This window comes from Bradyrhizobium sp. McL0616 (assembly GCF_049993385.1).
Lineage (GTDB): Bacteria > Pseudomonadota > Alphaproteobacteria > Rhizobiales > Xanthobacteraceae > Bradyrhizobium.
Window position 1 is genome coordinate 4,988,586 of the sequence record NZ_CP188255.1, and the last position, 22,942, is coordinate 5,011,527.

At 62.4% G+C, this 22,942-nt stretch carries 21 protein-coding genes; 13 read left to right on the forward strand and 8 right to left on the reverse strand.

Annotated elements, in window-relative coordinates:
• Positions 1 to 295: 295 nt before the first annotated feature.
• Complete coding sequence (locus ACPPVR_RS24360; protein ID WP_426609113.1) at positions 296 to 706, reverse strand: NADH:ubiquinone oxidoreductase subunit NDUFA12; 411 nt, start codon at positions 704 to 706, stop codon at positions 296 to 298.
• Between the two features lie 248 nt (positions 707 to 954).
• Between ACPPVR_RS24360 and ACPPVR_RS24365 the strand changes: the two genes are divergently transcribed.
• From ACPPVR_RS24365 to ACPPVR_RS24375, 3 genes are all read left to right on the forward strand, one after another.
• Entirely contained in the window at positions 955 to 1,491 is a 537-nt protein-coding gene (locus ACPPVR_RS24365; RefSeq protein WP_426609114.1) for a BA14K family protein, read from the forward strand.
• A gap of 218 nt (positions 1,492 to 1,709) precedes the next feature.
• Positions 1,710 to 2,132, forward strand: a complete 423-nt coding sequence (locus tag ACPPVR_RS24370; RefSeq protein WP_426609115.1) for a response regulator — start codon at positions 1,710 to 1,712, stop codon at positions 2,130 to 2,132.
• Positions 2,129 to 4,384, forward strand: coding sequence for a CHASE3 domain-containing protein (locus ACPPVR_RS24375; RefSeq protein ID WP_426609116.1), 2,256 nt, complete (start codon positions 2,129 to 2,131; stop codon positions 4,382 to 4,384). The genes ACPPVR_RS24370 and ACPPVR_RS24375 overlap by 4 nt, the downstream gene beginning before the upstream one ends.
• A gap of 58 nt (positions 4,385 to 4,442) precedes the next feature.
• On the opposite strand, the gene ACPPVR_RS24380 is transcribed toward ACPPVR_RS24375, so the two are convergent.
• Positions 4,443 to 5,339 (reverse strand): DMT family transporter, encoded by an 897-nt coding sequence (locus ACPPVR_RS24380; protein WP_426609117.1) that lies wholly within the window; start codon positions 5,337 to 5,339, stop codon positions 4,443 to 4,445.
• A gap of 749 nt (positions 5,340 to 6,088) precedes the next feature.
• Between ACPPVR_RS24380 and ACPPVR_RS24385 the strand changes: the two genes are divergently transcribed.
• From ACPPVR_RS24385 to ACPPVR_RS24400, 4 genes are all read left to right on the forward strand, one after another.
• Complete coding sequence (locus ACPPVR_RS24385) at positions 6,089 to 9,853, forward strand: vitamin B12-dependent ribonucleotide reductase (RefSeq protein ID WP_426609118.1); 3,765 nt, start codon at positions 6,089 to 6,091, stop codon at positions 9,851 to 9,853.
• Positions 9,854 to 10,004: 151 nt separating this feature from the next.
• Complete coding sequence (locus tag ACPPVR_RS24390) at positions 10,005 to 11,021, forward strand: hypothetical protein (RefSeq protein WP_426609119.1); 1,017 nt, start codon at positions 10,005 to 10,007, stop codon at positions 11,019 to 11,021.
• Positions 11,022 to 11,548: 527 nt separating this feature from the next.
• On the forward strand, positions 11,549 to 12,064 hold the full coding sequence (locus ACPPVR_RS24395; protein WP_426609120.1) for a ParB N-terminal domain-containing protein: 516 nt from the start codon (positions 11,549 to 11,551) through the stop codon (positions 12,062 to 12,064).
• Between the two features lie 999 nt (positions 12,065 to 13,063).
• Positions 13,064 to 14,131: a hypothetical protein gene (locus tag ACPPVR_RS24400; protein ID WP_426609121.1), complete on the forward strand. Its 1,068-nt coding sequence runs from the start codon at positions 13,064 to 13,066 to the stop codon at positions 14,129 to 14,131.
• 45 nt (positions 14,132 to 14,176) lie between these two features.
• Here ACPPVR_RS24400 and ACPPVR_RS24405 read toward each other — a convergent pair whose 3' ends face one another.
• Entirely contained in the window at positions 14,177 to 15,235 is a 1,059-nt protein-coding gene (locus ACPPVR_RS24405; RefSeq protein WP_426609122.1) for an acyl-CoA desaturase, read from the reverse strand.
• A gap of 218 nt (positions 15,236 to 15,453) precedes the next feature.
• Between ACPPVR_RS24405 and ACPPVR_RS24410 the strand changes: the two genes are divergently transcribed.
• Positions 15,454 to 16,188, forward strand: a complete 735-nt coding sequence (locus ACPPVR_RS24410; protein ID WP_426609123.1) for a transglycosylase SLT domain-containing protein — start codon at positions 15,454 to 15,456, stop codon at positions 16,186 to 16,188.
• Between the two features lie 209 nt (positions 16,189 to 16,397).
• Complete coding sequence (locus ACPPVR_RS24415; RefSeq protein WP_426609124.1) at positions 16,398 to 17,078, forward strand: phasin family protein; 681 nt, start codon at positions 16,398 to 16,400, stop codon at positions 17,076 to 17,078.
• Between the two features lie 281 nt (positions 17,079 to 17,359).
• Here the strand turns inward: ACPPVR_RS24415 and ACPPVR_RS24420 are convergent, their stop codons facing one another.
• From ACPPVR_RS24420 to ACPPVR_RS24435, 4 genes are all read right to left on the reverse strand, one after another.
• A complete protein-coding gene (locus ACPPVR_RS24420; protein ID WP_426609125.1) occupies positions 17,360 to 17,656 on the reverse strand; it encodes a cytosolic protein in 297 nt (98 codons plus the stop codon).
• An 18-nt stretch (positions 17,657 to 17,674) separates the two neighbouring features.
• Positions 17,675 to 17,962, reverse strand: coding sequence for a hypothetical protein (locus ACPPVR_RS24425; protein WP_426609126.1), 288 nt, complete (start codon positions 17,960 to 17,962; stop codon positions 17,675 to 17,677).
• Positions 17,963 to 18,732: 770 nt separating this feature from the next.
• Positions 18,733 to 19,578 (reverse strand): FkbM family methyltransferase, encoded by an 846-nt coding sequence (locus ACPPVR_RS24430; protein ID WP_426609127.1) that lies wholly within the window; start codon positions 19,576 to 19,578, stop codon positions 18,733 to 18,735.
• Positions 19,579 to 19,628: 50 nt separating this feature from the next.
• The gene (locus ACPPVR_RS24435) at positions 19,629 to 19,835 is read right to left on the reverse strand and encodes a hypothetical protein (protein WP_426609128.1); all 207 of its coding nucleotides are present in this window, start codon (positions 19,833 to 19,835) and stop codon (positions 19,629 to 19,631) included.
• A 137-nt stretch (positions 19,836 to 19,972) separates the two neighbouring features.
• Between ACPPVR_RS24435 and ACPPVR_RS24440 the strand changes: the two genes are divergently transcribed.
• The 3 genes from ACPPVR_RS24440 to ACPPVR_RS24450 all read left to right on the forward strand — a co-directional run bounded on the left by ACPPVR_RS24440 (position 19,973) and on the right by ACPPVR_RS24450 (position 21,589).
• On the forward strand, positions 19,973 to 20,146 hold the full coding sequence (locus ACPPVR_RS24440) for a hypothetical protein (RefSeq protein ID WP_426609129.1): 174 nt from the start codon (positions 19,973 to 19,975) through the stop codon (positions 20,144 to 20,146).
• Between the two features lie 68 nt (positions 20,147 to 20,214).
• The gene (locus tag ACPPVR_RS24445) at positions 20,215 to 20,565 is read left to right on the forward strand and encodes a zinc ribbon domain-containing protein YjdM (protein ID WP_426609130.1); all 351 of its coding nucleotides are present in this window, start codon (positions 20,215 to 20,217) and stop codon (positions 20,563 to 20,565) included.
• Positions 20,566 to 20,761: 196 nt separating this feature from the next.
• Positions 20,762 to 21,589, forward strand: coding sequence for an outer membrane protein (locus tag ACPPVR_RS24450; protein WP_426609131.1), 828 nt, complete (start codon positions 20,762 to 20,764; stop codon positions 21,587 to 21,589).
• A gap of 31 nt (positions 21,590 to 21,620) precedes the next feature.
• Here the strand turns inward: ACPPVR_RS24450 and ACPPVR_RS24455 are convergent, their stop codons facing one another.
• Positions 21,621 to 22,163: a helix-turn-helix domain-containing protein gene (locus ACPPVR_RS24455; protein ID WP_426609132.1), complete on the reverse strand. Its 543-nt coding sequence runs from the start codon at positions 22,161 to 22,163 to the stop codon at positions 21,621 to 21,623.
• A 496-nt stretch (positions 22,164 to 22,659) separates the two neighbouring features.
• On the opposite strand from ACPPVR_RS24455, the gene ACPPVR_RS24460 reads away from it, so the two are divergent.
• Complete coding sequence (locus ACPPVR_RS24460) at positions 22,660 to 22,902, forward strand: hypothetical protein (protein WP_426609133.1); 243 nt, start codon at positions 22,660 to 22,662, stop codon at positions 22,900 to 22,902.
• Positions 22,903 to 22,942: the final 40 nt, after the last annotated feature.

Here is a 22,942-nt window from a genome sequence, read left to right on the forward strand (position 1 = left end):
CCCAAGCGGCCTTTCCTGTCTTACGGCGGCTGCACATTTCATCGGGCGATTTCGGAACTTCCAGACCGGGGGCCTATCTCCCGATCGAGTCCTGGTCGGCGGCCGCTGCATTTCGGGACAGTCGCGAACTGTTGCCCGAACCGAACGCGATGGTCTCCCATCTCCGTAAGATGGGATTATTGAGCCCTACCGCCCGCACGAGCGCAACGCCCGCGCACGCACCGTCCCCGCTGTTCCCGTTGTCCACAGCGCGGGATGCGGATGCGAATGCATCCAACGCGACGATATCGAGAGCCTAGCTTCCGGGCGTCCAGGGCTGGTAGTCGCCGGTCGCCTTCGGCCGCTTGCCGCTGGCGAGCGTCGAGCCCGAGGGACGATAGGCGTTCGGCGTGCCGGTGGGGTTCGCCTGATGCGGCTTTTGCCATTCGCGCGGCTGGTAGTTTTCCTCGGTCGGCGGCACATCGACGACGTGATGCATCCAGCCGTGCCAACCTGTCGGAATGCGGCTCGCTTCCGCATAGCCGTTATAGATCACCCAGCGCCGCTCGAAGCCGAGCGCGGGATCGATCGCGCCACCGCGGGTGCGGTAGTAGCGGTTGCCCTGCTCATCCTCTCCGACCAGCTCTCCGTACCGCCGGGTCCAGAGTTGGGTGCCAAAAGTCTGGCCATTCCACCAGGTGAAGAGCTTCAGGAAAAATAGTTTCATGCGGCTAGGGCCCTGCTTCGTGAGGTCCTGATGCCATCCGGGCGGCCAAATGTCCAGTTCGGCGGGCGCGGCCGTGCCCCACGGCAAACGCCGCGGCGCCGTCGCGGAGCCTGCCGCAAATCGGACGCGATCCGTTCATGCCGGGTACAGCAGCCGCATGGAAATCTGACCTTCACACGCACACCAGCGTGATCCCAGGAACCACAGCCCTGTCGAGGGGTTTTCTCCAGGGAAAAGGGAGTTTGAACATGAACAGTCTGAGAATATTGAGCGCGGCCGCAGCGTTGGCGCTGGTTCTTCCGATGGCAACGCCGAGCTTCGCGCGGGGGGGCCACGGCGGCGGCGGTGGCGGTGGCCACATGGGCGGTGGCGGCGGAGCTCACTTCGGAGGTGGCGGCGCCCGCATGGGCGGCGGTAACTTTGGCGGCGGTGCCCGGATGGGTGGCGGCGGCGGCCGCAACTTCGCAGCCGGCAGCAACTGGAATGGTGGCGGCGGCAACTGGCACGGCGGCAGCTGGCGCCATCGCGGTGGCGGCTTCTGGCCCGGCGTCGCGGCGGGTGCTGCGATCGGCGGGCTCGGCTCCTACGCCTATTACGGCGGCGGCTATTACAACGATCCGGCTTACTATGGCGATGACAACTACTATGACGAGGGTGGGTCCGTCGCGGTAGTGCCCGACAACGGCGGAGACTCGTCTGGCTATTGCGCCCAGCGCTTCCAGTCCTACGATCCGGCGTCCGGCACCTATCTCGGCTATGACGGCCTGCGCCATCCCTGCCCGTAAGCAGGTCCACAACGCTTGAACGAAAAGGCGTCGCAGCGATGCGGCGCCTTTTTTGTGCGGCGGATTGGTTATCTGCGACGTTTCGTACGAAACACCGCAAGCGAAACTTTATTCACCCCACGGTGCATATCTACCCTGATCCAATCCCAAATTGACCCACCGCACGATTCGCCTATATCACCGATGGCTGTGGGGACTTCGATCTACTGGGAAATGTCATGCCGCGTATCCTCGTGGTAGATGACGATCCGATGGTCGGCGCGACCATCGAGGTCCTCCTCCAACGTCAGGGCTTCGACGTCACGCTGACTGACGGCGGCGAAACGGGGCTTGCTGCGCTCGAAGCGCAGACGTTTGATGTGATGCTGGTCGACATCTTCATGCCGCATATGCGCGGTTTCGAATCCATCCGCATCTTCCACGAGCGCGCGCCGGCCATACCGTTGATCGCGATGTCCGGCTACGCGTTCGCATCATCCGCCTCGCCCTCCCCGGACTTTCTCCGCATGGCGCTGGAGCTCGGCGCGGCGCGCTGCCTGCGCAAGCCGTTCACACCGGACACACTGTTGACGACGATCCGGGAATGCATCGCCGGCACCGGCGAGAGCGCTCAGTCGAAGGACACGAAAGAAGCCCCTTGATCCCCTCGCAGCGCGTCATTCTCGGTGCTGGACTTGCCATCCTCCTGATCATCACCGCCGCCTCGATCGGACTCGACGTCAAGTCGCGGTCTGACGCGGCCTCGGTCAACCACACCGTCGAGGTGCTGAAGAAGATCTCGGATGTGCACCTGCTGGTTCGCCGCGCCGAGAGCGCGGTGCGCGGCTATGATATCTACCGCACGGCTGGCTTCGTCGACGAATTCCAGGCCACCCGCAGCCGCGTCGCACCGGCGCTCGGCGATCTCAAGCTAGCCGTCCGCGACAACGCCGATCAGGCGGCGCTGATGGAGGCTACGGAGCCTCTCATCGTTCGCCGCATCGAGGTCGCAGCCGAAGCTATTCGGCTGCGCACCAATGGCGACAATGAGGGCTTCAACGCGCTGAGAGGCCGCGCCGAGGGACGCGGCCTGATGGAGGCGCTCACGGAAAATCTGGATCGGCTCGCCGCAGGGGAAGAGAAGCTGCTTGCCACCCGCGAAGCGGACTCGCGCCGGACCGGCATCGTGCTGCTCGGCATCGACGTTATCGGCGCCCTGGTGATCCTGCTGCTGGTCGCCATGCTCGTGCGCGAGAGCCAGCGGGCCACCGTACAGCTCAAGAGTTCGCTGCACGAGACCCAGGCCGAAAAGGAAGTGCTGGAGGCAGCCGTCGCCGAACGCACCGAGCACCTTGTCACCGCGCATGACGAATTGCGCCTGTCGGTCAACGTGCTCCAGAGCACGTTCCGCAGCATGGCAGAGGCGGTCCTGGTGATCGACAGCGAGGGCAACGTCCTTCTGTCGAATCCGGCTGCGGAGCGCATGCTGCTGCACCGCGCCGGCATGAACCTGCGTAATCTGCGCGCCCTGTCCGACGTCTTCCACGGCGACGGCGTCACGCCGCTCAAGCCCACTGAGCTGCCTTCCGCGCGCGTGCTGCGCGGCGAGCAGTTCGAAGAGCTGGAGATGATCGTCCGCCCGCATGACGGCGGTCCGGTGCGCCATCTCATGATCAGCGGCCGGCCGATGCTCGATGGGCAAGGCGCGATCTCGGGCGCGGTGCTGGTCTATCACGACGCCACCATTTCGCGCGACACCGAGCGTCAGTTGCACCAGTCGCAAAAGCTGGATTCGATCGGCAAGCTGACCGGCGGCGTGGCGCACGACTTCAACAACATGCTGACGGTGATCTCCGGCAATACCGAGACTCTGGTGGCGGGCCTGAAGGAGCAGCCCGAGCTGCAGCGCACGGCGCGCCTGATCGACGACGCCGCCGAGCGCTGCGCCGAGCTGATCCAGCATCTGCTGGCGTTCGCGCGCAAGCAGCCGCTCCAGCCGCGCGATGTCGAGATCAACGCCTCTATCGCCGACATCGCCAAGCTGCTGCGGCCCACCCTCGGCGAGCAGATCCAGATCGAGACGGCCCTGCAACAGGGGCCGATGACGGCGCATATCGATCCGTCCCGCCTCACCAACGCCGTGCTCAACATGGCGATTAACGCTCGCGACGCCATGCCGAATGGCGGCAAGCTGCTGCTCGAGACCCACCGGGTCGTGCTGGACGAGGCCTATGCGCAGGCGAACCCCGACGTGCGGCCCGGTCCCTATGTGATGCTCGCCGTCAGCGACACCGGCACCGGCATGCCGCTGGACGTTCAGCAGAACGCATTCGAGCCGTTCTTCACCACCAAGGAGGTCGGCAAGGGCTCCGGCCTCGGCCTCTCCATGGTCTATGGCTTCGTCAAGCAGTCCGGCGGACACATCAAGATCTACAGCGAGGAAGGCCACGGCACTACGATCAAGCTCTATTTGCCGCCGGGCTCAGGCATGGCCGAGGTCGCAAGCCCTGCCGCGCCGCAAGTCGCAGGCGGCGTCGAGACCATTTTCGTGGTCGAGGACGACACGCTGGTGCGCAACTTCGTCACCGCGCAGCTCCAGAGCCTCGGCTACAAGACGGTCGCAGCCGCAGACAGCCGTGCCGCGCTGCAATTGATCGAGGCCGGCCAGGCCTTCGATCTCCTGTTCACCGACGTAGTCATTCCCGGCGGCATGAGCGGGCGTGTGCTCGCCGAGGAAGTGGCCAGGCGCCGGCCGGGCGTGAAGGTGCTCTACACCTCCGGCTACACCGACAACGCCATCGTGCATCACGGCAAGCTAGACGACGGCGTGATGCTTTTGACAAAACCCTACCGCCGCAACCAGCTCGCCGAGATGATCCGGAAGGCGCTGAACGGCGGCGGAATGGCGGGCTAGAGCGTTTTCGAGCGAAGTGGATACCGGTTCGCGTAAGGAAAACGCGTCAAATAAGAATCTACCGCGTCGCCAGCACCACGCCGGCAAGCGTGAAGATCAGCGCCGCGATCTGGCCCGGGCCGAGCGGCTCGTGCAGGGCGATCGCGGAGGCCGCCACTCCGATGACCGGCACCGCCATGGTGCCGATCGCGGCCACTGATGCCGGCAGCCGCGACAGCGCGGCGAACCAGCTGACATAGGCAATGCAGAACTGCACGACGGTCGAGTAGACCAGCAGCGTCCAGCCGACGGGCGTTACCAGATCCAGATGCGAGGTCTCGATGGCGAGGCCGACGATGGCGACCGGCAGGCAGCCGAGCCCGATCTGCCAGGCTGCCGCCGTGATCGGCGGCAGGCGGATCGGGTATTTCTTCAACAGCACCGTGCCGAGCGCAAAGCCGGCCGCGCCAACCAGCGCCATGATGATGCCCGGCAGCTTGGCTTCGCTGGCGGCAAAGCCGTTGCCGCCCATGATCGAGGCGAGGCCCGCAAAGGCCATCACCAGCGCGATGGTGCGCAAGACCGTCGGCCGTTCGCCGAGCACCGGCCAGGCGATCAGCGAGGCCCAGACCGGCATGGTGTAAGCAATCAGCGCCGCTTCGCTCGCCGGCAGCCAGAGCAGCGCCAGCCCCATCAGCACCATCCAGCCGGTGACATTGAGGACAGCGGCGGTCACCAGGCGCGGCCAGATCCCTGATGCGACCTTCAGGCTGTCGCCGCGGACCAGCGCAAGCGCCGCCAGCAGCACCGCCCCGAGCACGCCGGTCACCCCGCGCAGCGTCAGCGGCGGCAGCTCGCCGAGCAGGAATTTTGTCACCGGCCAGTTGAAGCCCCAGCCCACCGAGGTGATGGCAAGGAACATCAGGCCGGCCGGGGCGATGCGCGGCCGCGCATCCCGGCGTGTCGAATCAAGCATGTGGGCAGTCCGGCAAAATGAGCCTCAGCTTGGCGCGGATTCGCGCCCACCACCACCACCCCGGCGGGCATGCCTGCCCGCACCTACCGTAGCCCTACGTGAGTCCCGTTTGCGCAAGCCCGTCGCCTAAAAATATACCTGCCCTGTGAAGAGCGGGAGGAAGCCTCCGTATCGTCACGGAATGCAAATTTTTTTGGTTTCGAATCCGTGAGGACTCACTGATACTTGCCTCCACAACAAGCGCGGGCGCGCCCCCTGTTATCCCCCATTGTCCACCATATTTAGTATTTGATTCAGGAACTCGCACTAGTTCTTGACGAGCGCGACGGAGAGTCCTAGCTTTCGGTCCGTTCGGCGCGAGTGTGTTTGCGTCCCGCCGGCACTCCCCAAAGGGTTCGCGAAACGGCACTCCGCCAGGCCAGACAAAGGCAGCGGGATGAGGGCTTGTCTGCCCTCGAAAGCGGATTTTTCGGGCGCCAGAACGGGCCGGAAACAGGCTCGGATGGCACTGGTTGAAGTGATGTTGTGGGGCGTTGAACGCATGTCGCGCACATCCCCTTGGGGGCGGATGGGTGTGGACATGCCGGCGGATGTGAACCATCGCGCCGGGAGAAACAGGGCCGGATCCACCGGCTTGAACTGCGAAGCCTTTGGGCCGGCAACGCCGCTGGAGGACTCGCGAAACGAAATATCGACCCGGCACGCCTGAACGGAGGCGGGACCGGTCATCATTAGGACGGGGCAAGACAATGCAGATTGAGCGGCGCCACACCACCACGGGACAGTCACCTTACGCCGGGATCGAGTTCCGGCTGACCACGTCGGAGATCAGGAATCCCGACGGCTCGGTCGTGTTCAAAATGGACAACGTCGAGGTGCCGACCGAATGGTCGCAGGTCGCCTCCGACGTGCTCGCCCAGAAATATTTCCGTAAAGCCGGCGTTGCCGCGCGCCTGAAGAAGGTCGAGGAGGAATCCGTCCCCTCCTTCCTGTGGCGCTCCGTGCCCGACACCGAGGCCCTCGCCGCTCTGCCTGAGAAAGAGCGCTATGTCAGCGAGCTCAGCTCCAAGCAGGTGTTCGACCGCCTCGCCGGCTGCTGGACCTATTGGGGCTGGAAGGGCAATTACTTCTCCTCCGACGAGGACGCCCAGACCTTCTACGACGAGCTCCGCTACATGCTGACCATGCAGATGGTCGCGCCGAACTCGCCGCAATGGTTCAACACCGGCCTGCACTGGGCCTACGGCATCGACGGCCCCGGCCAGGGCCATTATTACGTCGACCCCTTCACCGGCAAGCTGACCAAGTCCAAGTCGGCCTACGAGCATCCGCAGCCGCATGCCTGCTTCATCCAGGGCGTCGGTGACGACCTCGTCAACGAAGGCGGCATCATGGACCTCTGGGTCCGCGAGGCCCGCCTGTTCAAATACGGCTCCGGCACCGGCTCGAACTTCTCGCGCCTGCGCGGCGAAGGCGAAAAGCTTTCCGGCGGCGGCCGCTCGTCCGGCCTGATGAGCTTCCTCAAGATCGGCGACCGCGCCGCGGGCGCGATCAAGTCGGGCGGCACCACGCGCCGCGCCGCCAAGATGGTCGTCGTCGATGCCGACCATCCGGATATCGAGACCTATATCGACTGGAAGGTGAAGGAGGAGCAGAAGGTCGCCGCTCTCGTCACCGGATCCAAGATCAATCAGAAGCACCTCAAGGCCGTGCTGAAGGCCTGCGTCAATTGCGAAGGTTCGGGCGACGATTGCTTCGATCCCGAGAAGAACCCGGCGCTGCGCCGCGAGATCAAGCTCGCGCGCCGCAGCCTCGTGCCCGACAACTACATCAAGCGCGTGATGCAGTTCGCCAAGCAGGGCTACAAGGACATCCAGTTCGACGTCTACGACACCGATTGGGATTCGGAAGCCTACCTCACGGTCTCCGGCCAGAACTCCAACAACTCGGTCTCGCTGAAGGACGATTTCCTCCGCGCTGTCGAGACCGACGGTGACTGGAATCTCGTCGGACGCACCACCAAGAAGATCACCAAGACGCTGAAGGCGCGCGACCTCTGGGAAAAAATTGGCTACGCCGCCTGGGCGTCGGCCGACCCGGGCCTGCACTTCAACACCACCATGAACGACTGGCACACCTGCAAATCGTCCGGCGACATCCGCGCATCCAATCCGTGCTCGGAATACATGTTCCTGGACGACACGGCGTGCAACCTCGCCTCGGCGAACCTGCTGACATTCTACAACACCACCTCGAAGCATTTTGACGTCGAGGGTTATGAGCACCTCTGCCGGCTCTGGACCCTGGTGCTCGAAATCTCCGTGATGATGGCGCAGTTCCCGTCGAAGGCGATTGCAGAACTCTCCTACGAGTTCCGCACGCTCGGCCTCGGCTATGCCAACATCGGCGGCCTGCTGATGACCATGGGCCTGTCCTACGACTCCAAGGAAGGCCGCGCGCTCTGCGGCGCGCTGACCGCTGTGATGACCGGCATCACCTACAAGACCTCGGCCGAGATTGCGGCCGAGCTCGGCACCTTCCCCGGCTACAAGAAGAACGCCGCGCACATGCTGCGCGTGATCCGCAACCACCGCCGCGCCGCCCACGGCCAGTCCAACGGCTACGAGGCGCTCTCGGTCAACCCGGTGCCGATGGACCTGGTCTCCTGCCCGCAAGCCGACCTCGTCACGCATGCGCAGGCCGCCTGGGATGCGGCGCTCGAGCTCGGCGAGAAGCACGGCTATCGCAACGCCCAGACCACGGTGATCGCGCCGACCGGCACGATTGGCCTCGTGATGGATTGCGACACCACCGGCATCGAGCCCGACTTCGCGCTGGTGAAATTCAAGAAGCTCGCCGGCGGCGGCTACTTCAAGATCATCAACCGCGCGGTCCCCGCGGCGCTGCGCACGCTCGGCTATCGCGAAGCTGATATCGCGGAGATCGAGGCCTATGCCGTCGGCCACGGCTCGCTCTCCAACGCCCCCGGCATCAACGCCTCGACGCTGAAGGCCAAGGGCTTCACCGATGAGGCCATCGCCAAGGTCGAGAAGGCGCTTCCGACTGCCTTCGACATCAAGTTCGCCTTCAACAAGTGGACCTTCGGCGAAGACTTCATCCGCGACCAGCTGGGCATTGGCGCAGAAGCCATTGCTGTGCCGGGCTTCGACCTGCTCCAGGCCGTCGGCTTCACCAAGCGCGAGATCGAGGCGGCCAACGTCCACATCTGCGGCGCGATGACGGTGGAAGGTGCTCCGCACCTCAAGGCCGAGCACTATTCGGTGTTCGACTGCGCCAACCCCTGCGGCAAGATCGGCAAGCGCTATCTGTCGGTCGAGAGCCACATCCGCATGATGGCGGCCGCCCAGCCCTTCATCTCGGGCGCCATCTCCAAGACCATCAACATGCCGAACGACGCCACGGTGGAGGATTGCAAGTCCGCCTACATGCTGTCGTGGAAACTCGCTTTGAAAGCCAACGCGCTCTACCGCGACGGCTCGAAGCTGTCCCAGCCGCTCAACTCGCAGCTCATCAGCGATGATGAGGACGAGGACGATGCGGTCGAGAATCTCTACGACAAGCCGATGGCGGCGCGGACCGCCCAGGTCTCGGAAAAGATCGTCGAGAAGCTGGTCGAGCGCATCATCGTGATGCGCGAGCGCGAGAAGATGCCGGATCGCCGCAAGGGCTACACCCAGAAGGCGGTCGTCGGCGGCCACAAGGTGTACTTGCGCACCGGCGAGTATGACGACGGCCGCATCGGCGAGATCTTCATCGACATGCACAAGGAAGGCGCGGCGCTGCGCTCCTTCATCAACAACTTCGCGATCGCCGTGTCGCTCGGCCTGCAATACGGCGTGCCGCTCGACGAATATGTCGATGCCTTCACCTTCACTCGCTTCGAGCCGGCGGGCCCCGTGCAGGGCAACGACAGCATCAAGTACGCGACCTCGATCCTGGACTACGTCTTCCGCGAACTGGCCGTGAGCTACCTGTCCCGCTTCGACCTCGCCCATGTCGATCCCAGCGAGACCGGCTTCGACGTGCTCGGCAAGGGCGTCGAGGAAGGCAAGGAGCCGGACGATCATGGCCACCGCGCGTCCAAGCTGGTGTCGCGCGGCCTCACCCGCTCCCGCACCGACAACCTCGTGGTGATGCGCGGCGGTTCCGCCGCGATCGCCTCGGGCAACGACAGCGCGCCTGCCGGCGGCTCCAAGGTCACGTCGCTCGCCTCGCACGGCGCAAGCCGCGTCGGCGATGCCCTGGAAGGCGCGGTCGCGCTGAAGCAGGAAGTCAACCACGACCTCTCGCCGACCGAGAAGCTCGAGGCGCTCCAGTGGAGCAAGTCCGGCACCGCGCAGACCATGGTGCCCTCCAAGGCCGAACGCCGCGCCGAAGCCAAGGCCAAGGGCTACGAAGGCGAGATGTGCGGCGAGTGCGGCAACTTCACGCTGGTGCGGAATGGGACTTGCATGAAGTGCGATACTTGCGGAAGCACGACGGGGTGTTCGTGAGGCGGTAGATCGCGACAGCGAACGTCATGCCCGGCTTGATCCCGGCAGTTACAATGGGCGGCCGAGAGGCCGCCCATTTGTTAACGAATAGCGTTCCCGAGTAGACCCGGCTTGCCGGTGACTGTCGAGCTTAGCCAAAGTCGGAGATCCCTTGCCCAACCCAGATAGAATGACGTTCCACCTACGAAGTAGTGGCGGAAACTATGGAGGAGCAGAGTGGATTGCCGCCGATGGTGTTATCACCTCTGAAAAAGCGCGCGATCTCGAGAGTTTCTTGAAAAGCCACGGCTACAATGAGAATCCAGGTGGCTGGAGCGTCCGGTTCAACTCGCCCGGCGGAGATTTAGCCGGAGGCATCCAACTCGGGAATGCTATTCGGAGGATGAAACTCGATACCGAGGTTGGAAGTACAGAGCCCGACGGTTACGTTTGGAAGCGAGCGCTAGGACGTTGTGCCTCGGCAGCATCATTTGCGTTTCTCGGGGGCATAACCCGAAGCGTTGACGCTGGCGAACTCGGAGTACACCAATTCTATCACGAGATTTCTCTAAGAGATCCCGCCGCAAAGATTTTCAGCTCTCTAGACTTCTCAAATCAGCAATTAGTAACAGCGTTGCTTATCGACTACGCGTTCCAAATGGGGGTCGATCCTAGATTCGTATCTATGGCCGCCGGTACGCCGCCTAACGAAATGCTGTATCTCGGTGACCGCGAACTCAATGAACTGAATGTGCGATGGTTTCCAAAGGAACTTGGGGGCTGGCTCATCGAACCAAGCGGAACTGGCGTGATTGCAGTTACTACAAGCAAGGACGCCACCCGAACGGTTACATTTGCATACTTGGGGGGCGACCACTCAAGATTGACGGTTGAAGACCGAGCCTCTGATATCGAACCGTCATGGTTGAACAGTGCGCTAGATGCTGTCGAAGGAGTAGTTGCGTTCGATCGGGGTCTTCCGAAGGATGCACTCAAGGCCAGCGTTCGAAATAACGTCCTGAAAGTCGAATTTGCGCTTCCGGATGTCGATGGCAAAACAATAGCGGCATCTCGATGGTCCGGCGTCACCGTTAATGGTCCCCGCTATATGTGGGGAGCATTTACCTATGAAATACCCAAAGAGAACGCTGAGAGAGCAATTGGCGTTAGCATGAGAAATCCGATCTAGCTGCTTGGGCCTGAAATACCACGCCTTCGAATCACAAATTCTCGCGTCCCGTCTCCGTCCATTGATAGCCAACCGGACCAAAGCGGACATCGTATTCTACACGGGCTAGTATCAACCGATTGATGCTCTTGATTTCCACCTTTTCCTCGCTAAGTGGACGCCCAAAAATCGCGATGTTTGGAACTATTTTCGCCTTCTCGCGATCAGAAAATTTTGGAATTCGCCTATGCGAAATCCCCGTCAGAGTTTCAAATGGTATCCGGAATTACGGTGACAGTGCACTCAACTCCTAGAGTTAAGGTGACAGTGCATTAAACTTGCTTGCCCTCGCCGGATCGGATATTTCGGCCGACTTTCACGTGCGACTCGATTAGGGGCATTGTCACCGCAACTCCGGATTGGCTCCGGCTTCGATGCTCATCAACATCCTGCCGCCGAAATTGCCTTTGCGATCGAGCCCTTCCCTCCTAAACTCCCAACCCCACCGACATGGGTTCCGACGGGCCCGGTAGAAGCGGAGTCAAGTTATGCTCAAACCGGAAAGCTTCCCGATCGAGAAGATCTTCGTTCCCACGAAGCAGAAGAAAGCCATCAAGCCCGAGACCGTCGCGGAAGTCGCGGAAAGTATTCTGGACATCGGACAACAGGCCCCCATTTCCGTTCGGCTCGACGGAGACCGCCTCGTTCTGGTCGAGGGACTGCATCGGCTCGAAGCCTGCAAGGCGCTTGGCGAGACAACCATTGTCGGCGTCCTGGTCCCGGCCGAGCTTGCTCAGCCCAAGCCGCTGCTGTCCGAACGCCCCGAAGTAGAGGCAGAGCGCATCAAGATGGCGCGATTGAAACAGCTGCGCCTGGAGAAGGAAGCCGCGGAGGCATCGACGGCTGCCTTGAGGGGCGTCAGCGCAACGGAAGCGTCGCGTGCCCGTCCGGCGAAAGGCGTCCGCGACAATCCGAAGGCATTACCGGGCCGGACTGCGAAATCGGCACCGAAAACATTGTCGGATTGGATCACGCAGCAAAAGGGCACCGGCGGCCGCTATTGATTGTCGGCTCCAGGTCTTGAGATCACAGCTCGTAGGATGGGTAGAGCCCTTGCGAAACCCATCCTACACGCTTCAACCTTCACCTGGTTGGACTAGGCAAGGTTTCCGATCGCCGCATCAGGACTTACTGATGTCCTTCAGGCTCGGATCGCTCTGATGGACTGCGAGAATATTGGGATTACGGCGACAGTGCACTCAACTAACCCATCCATCTTAGATTGAATGCACTGTCACCGCAGTTCCCAACCGGTTACTCGGTGGCCGCTGCGTCAAGACCGGCTAGTAGCAAGGGGGGTAAGGTTCGTAGCCGCAGCGGCGATAGCCTCCGTAGGCTCCGTAAGCCCCGTAAGCAGCAGCACCAACCGCAGCAGCTCCGACGCCCACGGCAACTCCACGGCGCACGGCTGCACCACGATAGACGCCACCGCGATAGACACCGCCGTGATAAACGCCAGCGCGACCAACCCCAACGCCTCTTCGATACGCGAAGGCGTCAGTCGAAACAGTCACGATGCAGGCGATGCCAATGATGACGGATGCGGTGAGTGAAACGATGGTTCGGCGCGACATGACCACTCTCCTTCCTGGACTGGAACGGTTCGTCAGCGTAATTCGCCAACGAGCGGGTTCATTGATTTAGAACAATGCGGGCCCTTGCGATTTGGTTGCCGAGTTCATGACGGGACAGTAGAACTGTCACGCTTGCCTACATAAGCATCAGCGGAAACTACACCGATTTCGGCTATGCACCTGACGTTCGCGGGAATTGCTGTGGCAGCACACTCAACTCTTAGGGATGAATCGTTGCAGTTTCGGCCGCAGGGTCCCGGATATCGCTTCGCTTATCCGGGCGACGAACGACAGTTCGGTGTCGGGCTCGATCCGCCCCGCCCCCGAGCCCGCCATAATTTCTCCTTCGCACGCGCGTTGTGTTGGACAGCGGCGAGACCTATCCTTCCACCGATCGGACTGCCGCACTCCCATTGACGCCCGGACTGGATGGAAAGCGCATCGGTGCCTGAAGCGAACGACCCCAAGCCTGGTGATCAGAAGTCTGATGACCAGAAGCCTGATGCCCCCAAGCCGGACGAGGTGCGCGCCGATGGTGGGCTGGCGCGGGCCTATGACCAGATCAAGAGCGCAGAGCAGGACCTTGCGCGGCTGGACCGGCTGGTTTCCGGAATGGAACGCGGCAGCGAAGGCCCGCGGGCCTCGCAAGCAAGCGCCGGTAGGGAGGCAGCCAAGAATCCCGAGGCCAGGACTTCCGAGAACAAGACTCCCAACGCGCCGGCGCCGGATAGCAGGGTTCACGATCAAGGCCTGAAGGGAAATCGGCCCATGCTGCGCGCTTTGGTTGGCCTCGTGCTGGCGATCGGCATTGTCGGTGCCGCCTTCGCTTCGCAATACCGCGATGAGGCCAAGTCGATCACCAAGTCGATCATGGCGCGATGGGCTCCGCCAGCCACGAGCCAGCCCCCCCAAGCGTCCGCGGTTGAAAGTCCGGCACAGCCGCCGGCAGTGCAACTGGCTGCTGCGGATCAGCCTGGTCCGGTGCCCGTGCCGCTCGTCGGCAAGGAAACGGAAAGCGCTCCAAGACCTGACGTTTCAAGACCTGACGCTCCAAGACCCGACACTCCAAGACCTGACGCTCCAAGAACCGGCGTCACAGCGCCTGACCAGCCATCGTCTGATCTCGCGCAATCACTCAAGACCATCACCAACGAGCTTGCGAGCATCAACGGAAAGCTCGAGCAACTGAAGAGCCGCAACGAGCAGACGCTGCGCGAGCAGGCCGACACCATTCAACAGCTCAAGGCGGCGCAGGCGAAGGATACGGCGGACAATGCGCGCCTCGCCGCGCAGGTCCAGGCGCTGCAAACGCAACTGACGGCTTCATCCGCATCCGTACCTGCGAAACCCGCCGTGCGGAGCGTGATCAACAACGATACGGCTGCGCCTGCACGGCCGCACGTGCAAGCGACTGCACCTCGGCGGCCGAGGCCGCCGCGAGAACCCTGGATGCCCCCGCCCTATATGGGCCCTTACGGTGATCCGGATTATTGGTGAGCCCGCAGGGGCGGATCAGCCGACGGCGGCTTCCGGCGGGCAAGTCTACCTTCCGGACGGGCGAAGGTCTTCGGCGGCGCCGTCGAATGGGTTCTGAGTGGCGACGGCCCCAAGGCCGCCCTGCTGCGAATCTGCCGGTCGGGACCGTTGACGCGCGCCGGCCGCGAAAATGTCGTGCACCAGTCCGAGTTTCCCGAGCCCCAGAATGATCAGGCCATTGATGTCGATCTCGTACCAGGCGTGCGAGAGGTAGGCGTCGCGCGGAAAGCGATGATGGTTGTTGTGCAGACCTTCACCGAAGGTGAGGATCGTGGTCACCAGCTCGTTGGTCGTGCCGTCATTGGTCTCGAAGCGGCGGTAGCCGTAGTGACCGTCGCTATGGCAGACCGAATTGACCAGCGAGGTCGCCATGGTCATCATGTAGCTGCGGAACAGGCCGGAGAACAAGACGCAGCCGATCATCGCGTGCACGCCGCCAAACGCGTAGCCGATGGCACCCGGAATGATCACCGCCGAGAGCGCGTACCAGTACCAGCGCGTCCTGGTGAAGAACATCGAGATCGGGTCGGCCAGAATATCCCTGGCGTAGTATTCGCCATCGGTGGTGGCCTGGTCCCACACCCAGCCGCCTTGCGCATGCATCATCCCCTTGGCGAAGCTGACAAAGCGATTACCGGTACCGTCATAATAAGGGCTGTGGACGTCGCCGGGCTTGTCGGAGTGAAAATGGTGCCGACGATGGTTGCCCACCCACTTCAGGATCGAGCCCTGCACCGCCAGCGTGGCGATCGCGGCGCAGATCGTCCGCATCACCGGACCGCACCGGAAGCTGCGGTGCACGAAGTAGCGATGCATGAAGCCGATCCCGACCGTGGTCAGCAAAAACATGCCGACGAAGACCGAAACCTCCACCCGCCCGATGCCTTGCCAGAAGGCCCAGATCAGCGCCGCGATCGAACCTCCGACCATGCTGCCGAACGCGATGTAGGTATCGCGAAACTTGGCGTCGACCACCGGGCCTTCGAGAAGGACGCCTGGTGGCATCTGTGGCGGCATGTCCCGGTCCGCACCTTCTTCCGACACCACGCCCTGAACTGCAGTCATTTCAACTATTCCATTCACGCAAAATTAACCCTACTGCGGCGCAACGTACAAACGGAGGTTGTATCGGTCAAGGCCTCGATCGGCTGCGGGCGCGCGGAGCCGGAATTACAGTGAATACAGACCCATAGGACCTCCAGCCCACGCCCCCAAAACCCATGCCAAGGAACCGCAACAGCCTCCTCCCCCGCCTTCGCAGCGTCCGGCGGGGCGCCCGGTGGATGCGAAAGACGTTCGCACGCGCACCGCGGATGGTTCGGATCGCGGGCGGCGTGGCGATGCTGCTTGCGGCCGCAGCGCTTCTGAACCTCGCCTGTCAAATGATCCGCAAGCCGACCGAGCTGTTCGTCCTTGTCGGCAACACCCTCGACAAGGAACCGGCCGAGACCTGGCGGCAATACGGGCCGCTGTTCCGCAAGCATTCGACCGCGACGATCACGCCCGAATTGCTGGCCGCGCTGGCGCAGGTCGAGAGTTCAGGCAATCCGGTGGCGCGCACCTACTGGCGCTGGCGATTGAGCCTCAATCCGCTCGCGATTTACCGGCCCGCTTCCAGCGCCGTCGGCCTCTACCAGATGCTGGACGCGGCCTACGCCGACGCCGCACGGTTCTGTGTCCGCGGCAACGCGGTCACGGAGACCGGCTGCGGGTTCACCAGCCTTTATAGCCGCGCGATCCCGGGCCATGCCATCGAGCTGGCATCCGTGTATCTCGACCGCAATGTTGCTGATGTTCTCACCCGCGCAAGCGAGGTGAAGGCGAGCGCGCAGCAGAAGCAGGATCTGGCCGCCTTCATCCATCTCTGCGGAGCGGGTCCCGCCACCGCCTACGCGCGCCGCAACTTTCAGATGATGACCGGCGAGCGCTGCGGCGATCACCTCGTCGCAAGCTATGTCTCGCGGGTCAACGCGATGAAGCGGCAGTTTCTGCGGCTTGCTGCGGATGACGGCAATTAGGTCTTGGAGAGCGTAGCCCGAATGGAGCGTAGCGAAATCCGGGACCAGTGTGCCTTGTTGCAACATCCCGGATTGCGCTTCGCTCCATCCGGGCTACGGGCACCAATCAGTTCCGCGTCCGTCGGTGGCCGGGGCGAGCTTGGTCTCGCGCGCAGGACGGTCAAGACCCGGCAGGATGGCCTTGCCGATGCCCGGCAAAATCTCACCACATGGCCGCCACGCAAGCGACAACCCACAATCGCGATTTCAGCGCAAATACGACGGAGGCTTGCGGCTTCAGCGATATTCAGGAGCCATTTGCAATGTTGAGTGCGATCGAAAATAAGCCAACGGGAAAATCCAACCGGCGCGGCGGGAAGAAGAAGGCCGGGCAACGGACCGGGGCCGGCGAGCAACACGCAACTGCAGCCCATCAATTGCCGGATGCCTCGGCGGAGATCAGCCAAGAGAACAGGCAAGAGAACAGCCAAGAGACCGAGCAAGAGATAAGGCCAGAGACGAGCCGAGAGATCAGTGCGCAGGTACCCTCGGCTGCAGCCTTGCCGGGCGAGGCTTCCGGGATGGAGATCGCTGCAAGCGCGCCCGTCGCATCGGTGGAACCTTCCCAGGCCAGCACGCAGGCGATTGCCGATGCCTATAGCGACTACACGAGGACGTCGCTTGAGCACGCCTGGACCTTCCTGGGAAAGCTCGCGACGGCGCGCTCACCCGTCGAGGCCTTTGAGCTTCAGATGGAGTACGCGAACCAGGTGTACGGATCGTTGATCGCCGAATCCCAGAAGATCGCCGAGTTGCATGGACAATTGACCAGACAAAGGGTCATGCATTTTGAGGGGTTCGTGGCCAAGCTCACCCAGACGACGCTCGAAATCCGCGCGACACGTCACTAACGACAGCTGCACTAACGACAGCTGCGCATTCCGCGCCGCGGGGCCGGAAGACCCATGAGCCAGCGAGCGTAGCCCGGATGAGCGAAGCGACATCCGGGGAATGCCTCGGCAACAACGTCCCGGATATCGCTTCGCTCATCCGGGCTACGAGCTGCTCGGCGTAACCCACCACCTCTCCACACGCCGAGATCAAAGTGGTGGGTTACGCCGCGCGAACTGCGCTTCGCCGCAGTCCCTCCGAAACTTGCAACCTCATTGAACGAGGTCGAGAGGGATGCCGATCACGCCTGTTCTATCAGGATCGGTGAACCGAGCTCTTCGAAACGAAAGAGCTGAAAGACCCGCTGGCCGTTGAAGTCGAGCACTCTCAGATCATCGGTCTCGTGCAGATTGCTTTCGACCGCTTGAAAGTGCCCGCCGTAGCGCTCTCTGGCGAGCGACAGGGGAACCTCGAATGCGACGAACTTGCCGATCCCTTTTTGCCTGAGCACCCCGAGGAGCTTCTGGTCGTCCAGGGACTCGTGCGAGGTGAGAATGAGAAGCGGACCGCTCGCCGTGAGCAGCAAAAGCGATTTCATCGGATCCTCCTTTGCGCCCTACCTGATCTTCGCCAGGCACTCCTTCAGGCGCTCCAGCTCCGTTCGAACCTGCGCCTCCATGGCGTCTTGTAATGCGAGTATGCCCCTGCTGGACAATTCAGCGGAGGCCTTTCTGTCCAGATTCTGCTTCCAATCCCGGATGGCTTGCTTGGTGGCCCTTTGGGCCTCCGACGTCGTCTTAACGTACTCCTTCATGCAGGCGTCGGCCATTGAGCATGTCTGGCACTCCTGGGCGGCGGCCGGACTTGAAAGAAGCAGGGCGAGTATCGCGGTAGGGACCCTCATGGCGATTCCTCCCACGATAGCATAGCACATCGCAGGGATGCCTGGGGGAGCAGCGCGACAGTGCACTCAACCCTTAAGGACGAATCGTTGCAGGCAATTAGCTCGCAGCAAGCGAAGCCCGGATGAGCGAAGCGACATCCGGGGAATGTTTCGGCAGCAAAGTCCCGGATATCGCTTCGCTCATCCGGGCTACGAATTCAATTCGACCACCCGACGATCTATTCAATTCCGCGTCCGTCGGTGGCCTTCACCACCAGTACGGCCACCGCCACCCCTCATAGCGGACCCACGACGACACCAGCGGCGGGCCGTATGGATCGACCCTGTCGTCTTCAGGGCGATAACGATATCGTGGAATAACATTATAATCCCACGGCGTTGGCCTGAGCACGGGCGCCGTGACGATAAGCCTCTGCTGTGGTTCACGAACGACTTGAGCCTTCCGCGTCCGGGCTTCAGCACTGGACGTCCCGAGATTGCACAGCACCAGAGCCGTTCCGAGCGCGCACGCGACAGTCATGATCTTCATCCGTTGGCCTCCTTGCCGCAAGAGTGCAAAAGGACTGAAAGCAAGGCAAGCTAATTCGCATCCGACCTGCATCAACGACGGTACCCGCCCCTGGCGGATTTCGGCCGCCGTCCGCTCCAAACCCGCAGGATGGCAGAGCGCTTGCGGAACCCCATCATTCCATGACGGCTATTGATGGGTTTCGCTTCCGCCTTCGCTCTTCGCGCTACGGCGGACAAGTCGCTCTACCCATCCCACGCAGCTAGGCACTCGCTGTCGCCAAACCGCGTGCTTCGGGTTTCTGGCCCGCGCTTTGCGGTGGGTTGATATCCTTCAAGCTCGCATCGCTTTGATGGACTGCGAGAATGTTGATGCCGAGAGCGAAGGGCTGGTAGCCGTTGTCCTTGAGCCACTGCTCGAGTTGCCGGATATCCGTCTTGATCTTCTCGATCAACAGGATCGGGCGATAGGCCTTGATGGTCTCGCGAGCACCGACAAGGGCCTCCATCTCCATGCCCTCGATATCGATCTTGATGAAGTCGACCCGCGGCAAATTGAGCTCGTCCAGCGTCATTTTTCGGATGAGGACGGTGTTGTCGGCATAGTCGATCGGCTGACCGATGAATTCGTTGCTCGGGCGCGGCCGCAATTCCAGGCTGCCGAAGCTGGAAGCCGTAAAATAGTTCGGATTTGGAATTTGCATCGTGCCGGATTCGGAGGACACGGCCGCATGCACCGCGAGCGCATTGAAGCAGTTGTTGATGGCAATGTTGCCCGCCAGCGCATAATAGATCCGTTCCTGGGCTTCGATCGCAATCACCGACCCCCAGCCCGTCATCGACGAGGCCCATTCGATCGAGTGCACGCCGATATTCGCGCCGCAGTCGATGGCGATCACGCCGTCACCGTGATGCCGCCGTCGCGATGCCAGCAATTCGAGGGCGATCTTGACTTCACCGGGATCGAACGCCGCCGTCTCGAGGATCTGATATCCCACGCCGTAGCCGCGCTCAGGGCTGACCATGCGATAGTCGAAACGATTGACGATCATCGTTCCATGGCTGGATGCGGCCATGACAAAGGCCAGCTTTTGCCCCGCGATCGGCATTACAGAATCTCCCTTAAACCCAGAGTAGATGCCACCATCCCACCGCGCGCTTATGCGGGGCTTGTCAGTCCGGCCGTGCCAGGCTCGACGTCGTGACAGGTCTGGCACCACGCCTGCGCGAGGCGATGGCCCGCCGCGGCTACGCGCGAGGCGGGCTCCGATGCTCCGGCGGCGGTATGGACGACGCTGACGGGAAACAGCACCGACAACGCGATCAGGACGGCTCGGCCGACATAAACTCGAATGCTGCGCGACATGACCTTGACCTCGCCATCGCTTTGGTATTTTGCGACGCGTAGGTTGGCACGCACCGGTGAAAGTTGATCTGCATCAAGCGATCGGCGCAAGGCCCGTAGGAAGAACAGATGGCGCGCAATCTCGCGGAGGGATCACCATGAACGGCAATCGCACTTACGGCGTCCGAGTCGAGGGCGCGAAATACGGCGTGGGCTTCGGCTCGGCGCTCGCCATCGCGATCTCCTACACCAACAACCATTCGATCCTGTGGGCGATCATTCACGGGATCTTCGGCTGGCTCTACGTGATCTTCGTCGCGCTGTTTCGGTGACCCGCCGCGCGCATTCAGCCTGACTCCCCGCCGCTTTCCCTTGCTTGCCACAGGAATCGAGACCAGCCATGCACGACGCCACCAAATGCCCGAGCTGCAATTCGGAGCATGCCTATCAGGACCGCGATCTCTGGATCTGCCCGGACTGCGGCCATGAATGGAGCGCTACGGCTGGCGCAGCTGCGGATGCGCCGGTGGAGGCGGGCGTGCGCGATGCCCATGGCAATGTGTTGGCCGATGGCGACAGCGTCATCGTGATGAAGGACCTCAAGGTCAAGGGCAGCTCATCGGTCGTCAAGGGCGGCACCAAGGTCCGCAACATCCGCCTTCAAGAGGCTACCGACGGACACAACATCGCCTGCAAGATCGACGGCATCGGTGCGATGAACCTGAAGTCGGAGTTCGTGAAGAAGGCATAGGTGCAAGGGTGGCCTCTCATTCCACGCATGCCCCGTTCCGGCCGTGGCCAAACCGCAACAGACGCCGCCAAATCATGGCGCGGCCTGCGCTTTCACTCTGATTCATATCGTCGCACCCCCACCCGTCACGTATCAAACCCCGGTTCCATTTTCGGATCTCAAGGGAAGATTCTCGGGAAATTTCGGGGAAAGTTTGATGTCTCGGTATTTTGGGTTGGCAGCCGCAGCGCTGTTGTCGCTGGCGGGCACAGGTGGCGCTTTGGCCGCGGATCTCGCTGTGAAGGCCCCGCGCGTCGTGTCCGGCTGCGCGTGGTGCGGTTTCTATGTCGGCGGCAATGCCGGCTATGCCTGGGGGCGCGACAGCCAGAGCTCCGTGTTCGATGCCCCGGCCCCTTTCCTGGCGGTCGATACCGCGGCGATCTCGGCCTCCGGCTCGCCCCGCCTGAAGGCGGACGGATTTACCGGCGGCCTTCAGGCCGGCTACAATTGGCAGAGCGGCGCCGTGCTGTTCGGTGCGGAAGCCGATTTCAACGCCTTCAACCTGCGCGGCTCGAACAGCGGCACGTTCGTGTTCCCGAGCACCCTGCCCGGCGGCGCCGTCGGCCCGCCCACCGCTTTCTACACCGCCACCAGCAGCGCATCGAGCGACTGGCTGTTCACCGCCCGCAACCGCATCGGCTGGGCCAGTGACAATCTGCTGATCTACGGCACCGCTGGCCTTGCGGTTGCCAATGTGAAGCTCAACCAGTCCGTCGTCGTGCTCGGCGGCTTCACCGAGACCGCGTCGGTGTCCGCGACCCAGGTCGGCTGGACCGCCGGCATCGGCGCCGAATACATGGTGACCAGAGACTGGTCGGTGAAGGGCGAATGGCTTTACGTCGACCTCGGCAAGGTCAGCGCCACCGGCGTCCTCACGCCGGCCTTCGCGGGCATCACCTACAACACCACCGCCCACCTCACCGCGAACATCGCGCGTGTCGGCGTGAACTATCACTTCGGCGGCCCGGTGGTGGCGAAGTACTAGGCTGGTATGTGGGCTTACTGGTAGTTGCGCCCTACGCCGCGTCGACGTCTTCGGCGCTCGGCGTGGGGCCTGCAACGAGCCGGTCCAGACTGACCAGCAGCAAATCGGCGATGTGCATCAGCTGGTAGAGCGGAATGTCCGCCTCGCCCTTCTCGGCAAGTGACACGAACGCGGGCGTGACGCCGATCAGTTCGGCGAACTGGGTCTCGGTGTAGCCGCGGGTCTCGCGCGCGGTTCTGACACGCGCGCCGATCCCGAGCCGGTGCAGGGCCTGCTCGTCCGCAGTCATCATGACGACCTGCTCGTCCGCGCTCGCATAGCCATCGGCGAAAGCGCTGCCGATCAGCCTGCCCTTGCTCCAGGCGACCCGGCAGTCCTTGCGCAGTCCGTTGCTGAAGATCAGCGAAAATTGCTCGGCGACCCTGAGCGAGCTGTTGAGCTCCAGACGGGTGCCGGTGCCGGAGACGTCGCGGATCGTACAGGGCACGCTGATGGTGCTACCGGTGCCGTTGTCGAATTCGACAATGCCGGTCCTCAACGTGTGATGTCTGATCGCGGCGCGATGATCGCTCATGATGGGGACGCTCCCGTAACCTGCGGCCGCGTCGAACGGCGTGTCCGACGCATCCGTGAAATCGACGCGAAATTACCGCAGAATTTTTCCCAAAACTCCTAAAGTTCCACCGGTGCAACCGGGACTGGATGCCATGGTAAAGGATTTGCTCCCATCCATCTTTTCCGGCGGAATGCGCGCCGCACGCGCCGGCGACGGGCTAAGAGGCCCGGCTCTGAGGCTTGGCTAAGAGGCTTGGCTAAGAGGCTTGGCTGGCGAGCAGGCCCACGATGACATCATGCCCCTGTTTTGCCCGACGCTTCAAGCTTTATTCGGTATCGCCGAAATCAAGAATCCTGAGCGATTTCTACTTTGCATGGGGTTGTTTTCGACATTTTTGTCGGACGCCCGGCAATCTCAATCCGCGGGAACAAGTGGGTGGCGCTTCGCTAACCCACCCGACACGGCTAGGATGCCGCGCCCGCGCGCAGGCAGCCACGCCATCAGAGGTCCCTCCATGTCGAAGAAGCCATCAGTCGATCACGACTATCACGCCAAGAAGGATCGCCTCGAGATCACCATCAAGCACTACGCCTTGGATAAGAAATCCAACCGGGAGGACCTGATCAAGCACATCCTGCGCCGGCTCGAGAAGTCACCGGCGCTGGCGAAGGCGACTGTCAAAAAAGCAAAGAAGAAGCCCGGCAAGCTGCCGAAGTCCCAGATCAAGGGATCGCGGCTGGTCGAGGTCGGAGATTAGAGCGGCCTCGCGCAAGCGACCGCTACCGCTGACGGTCAAC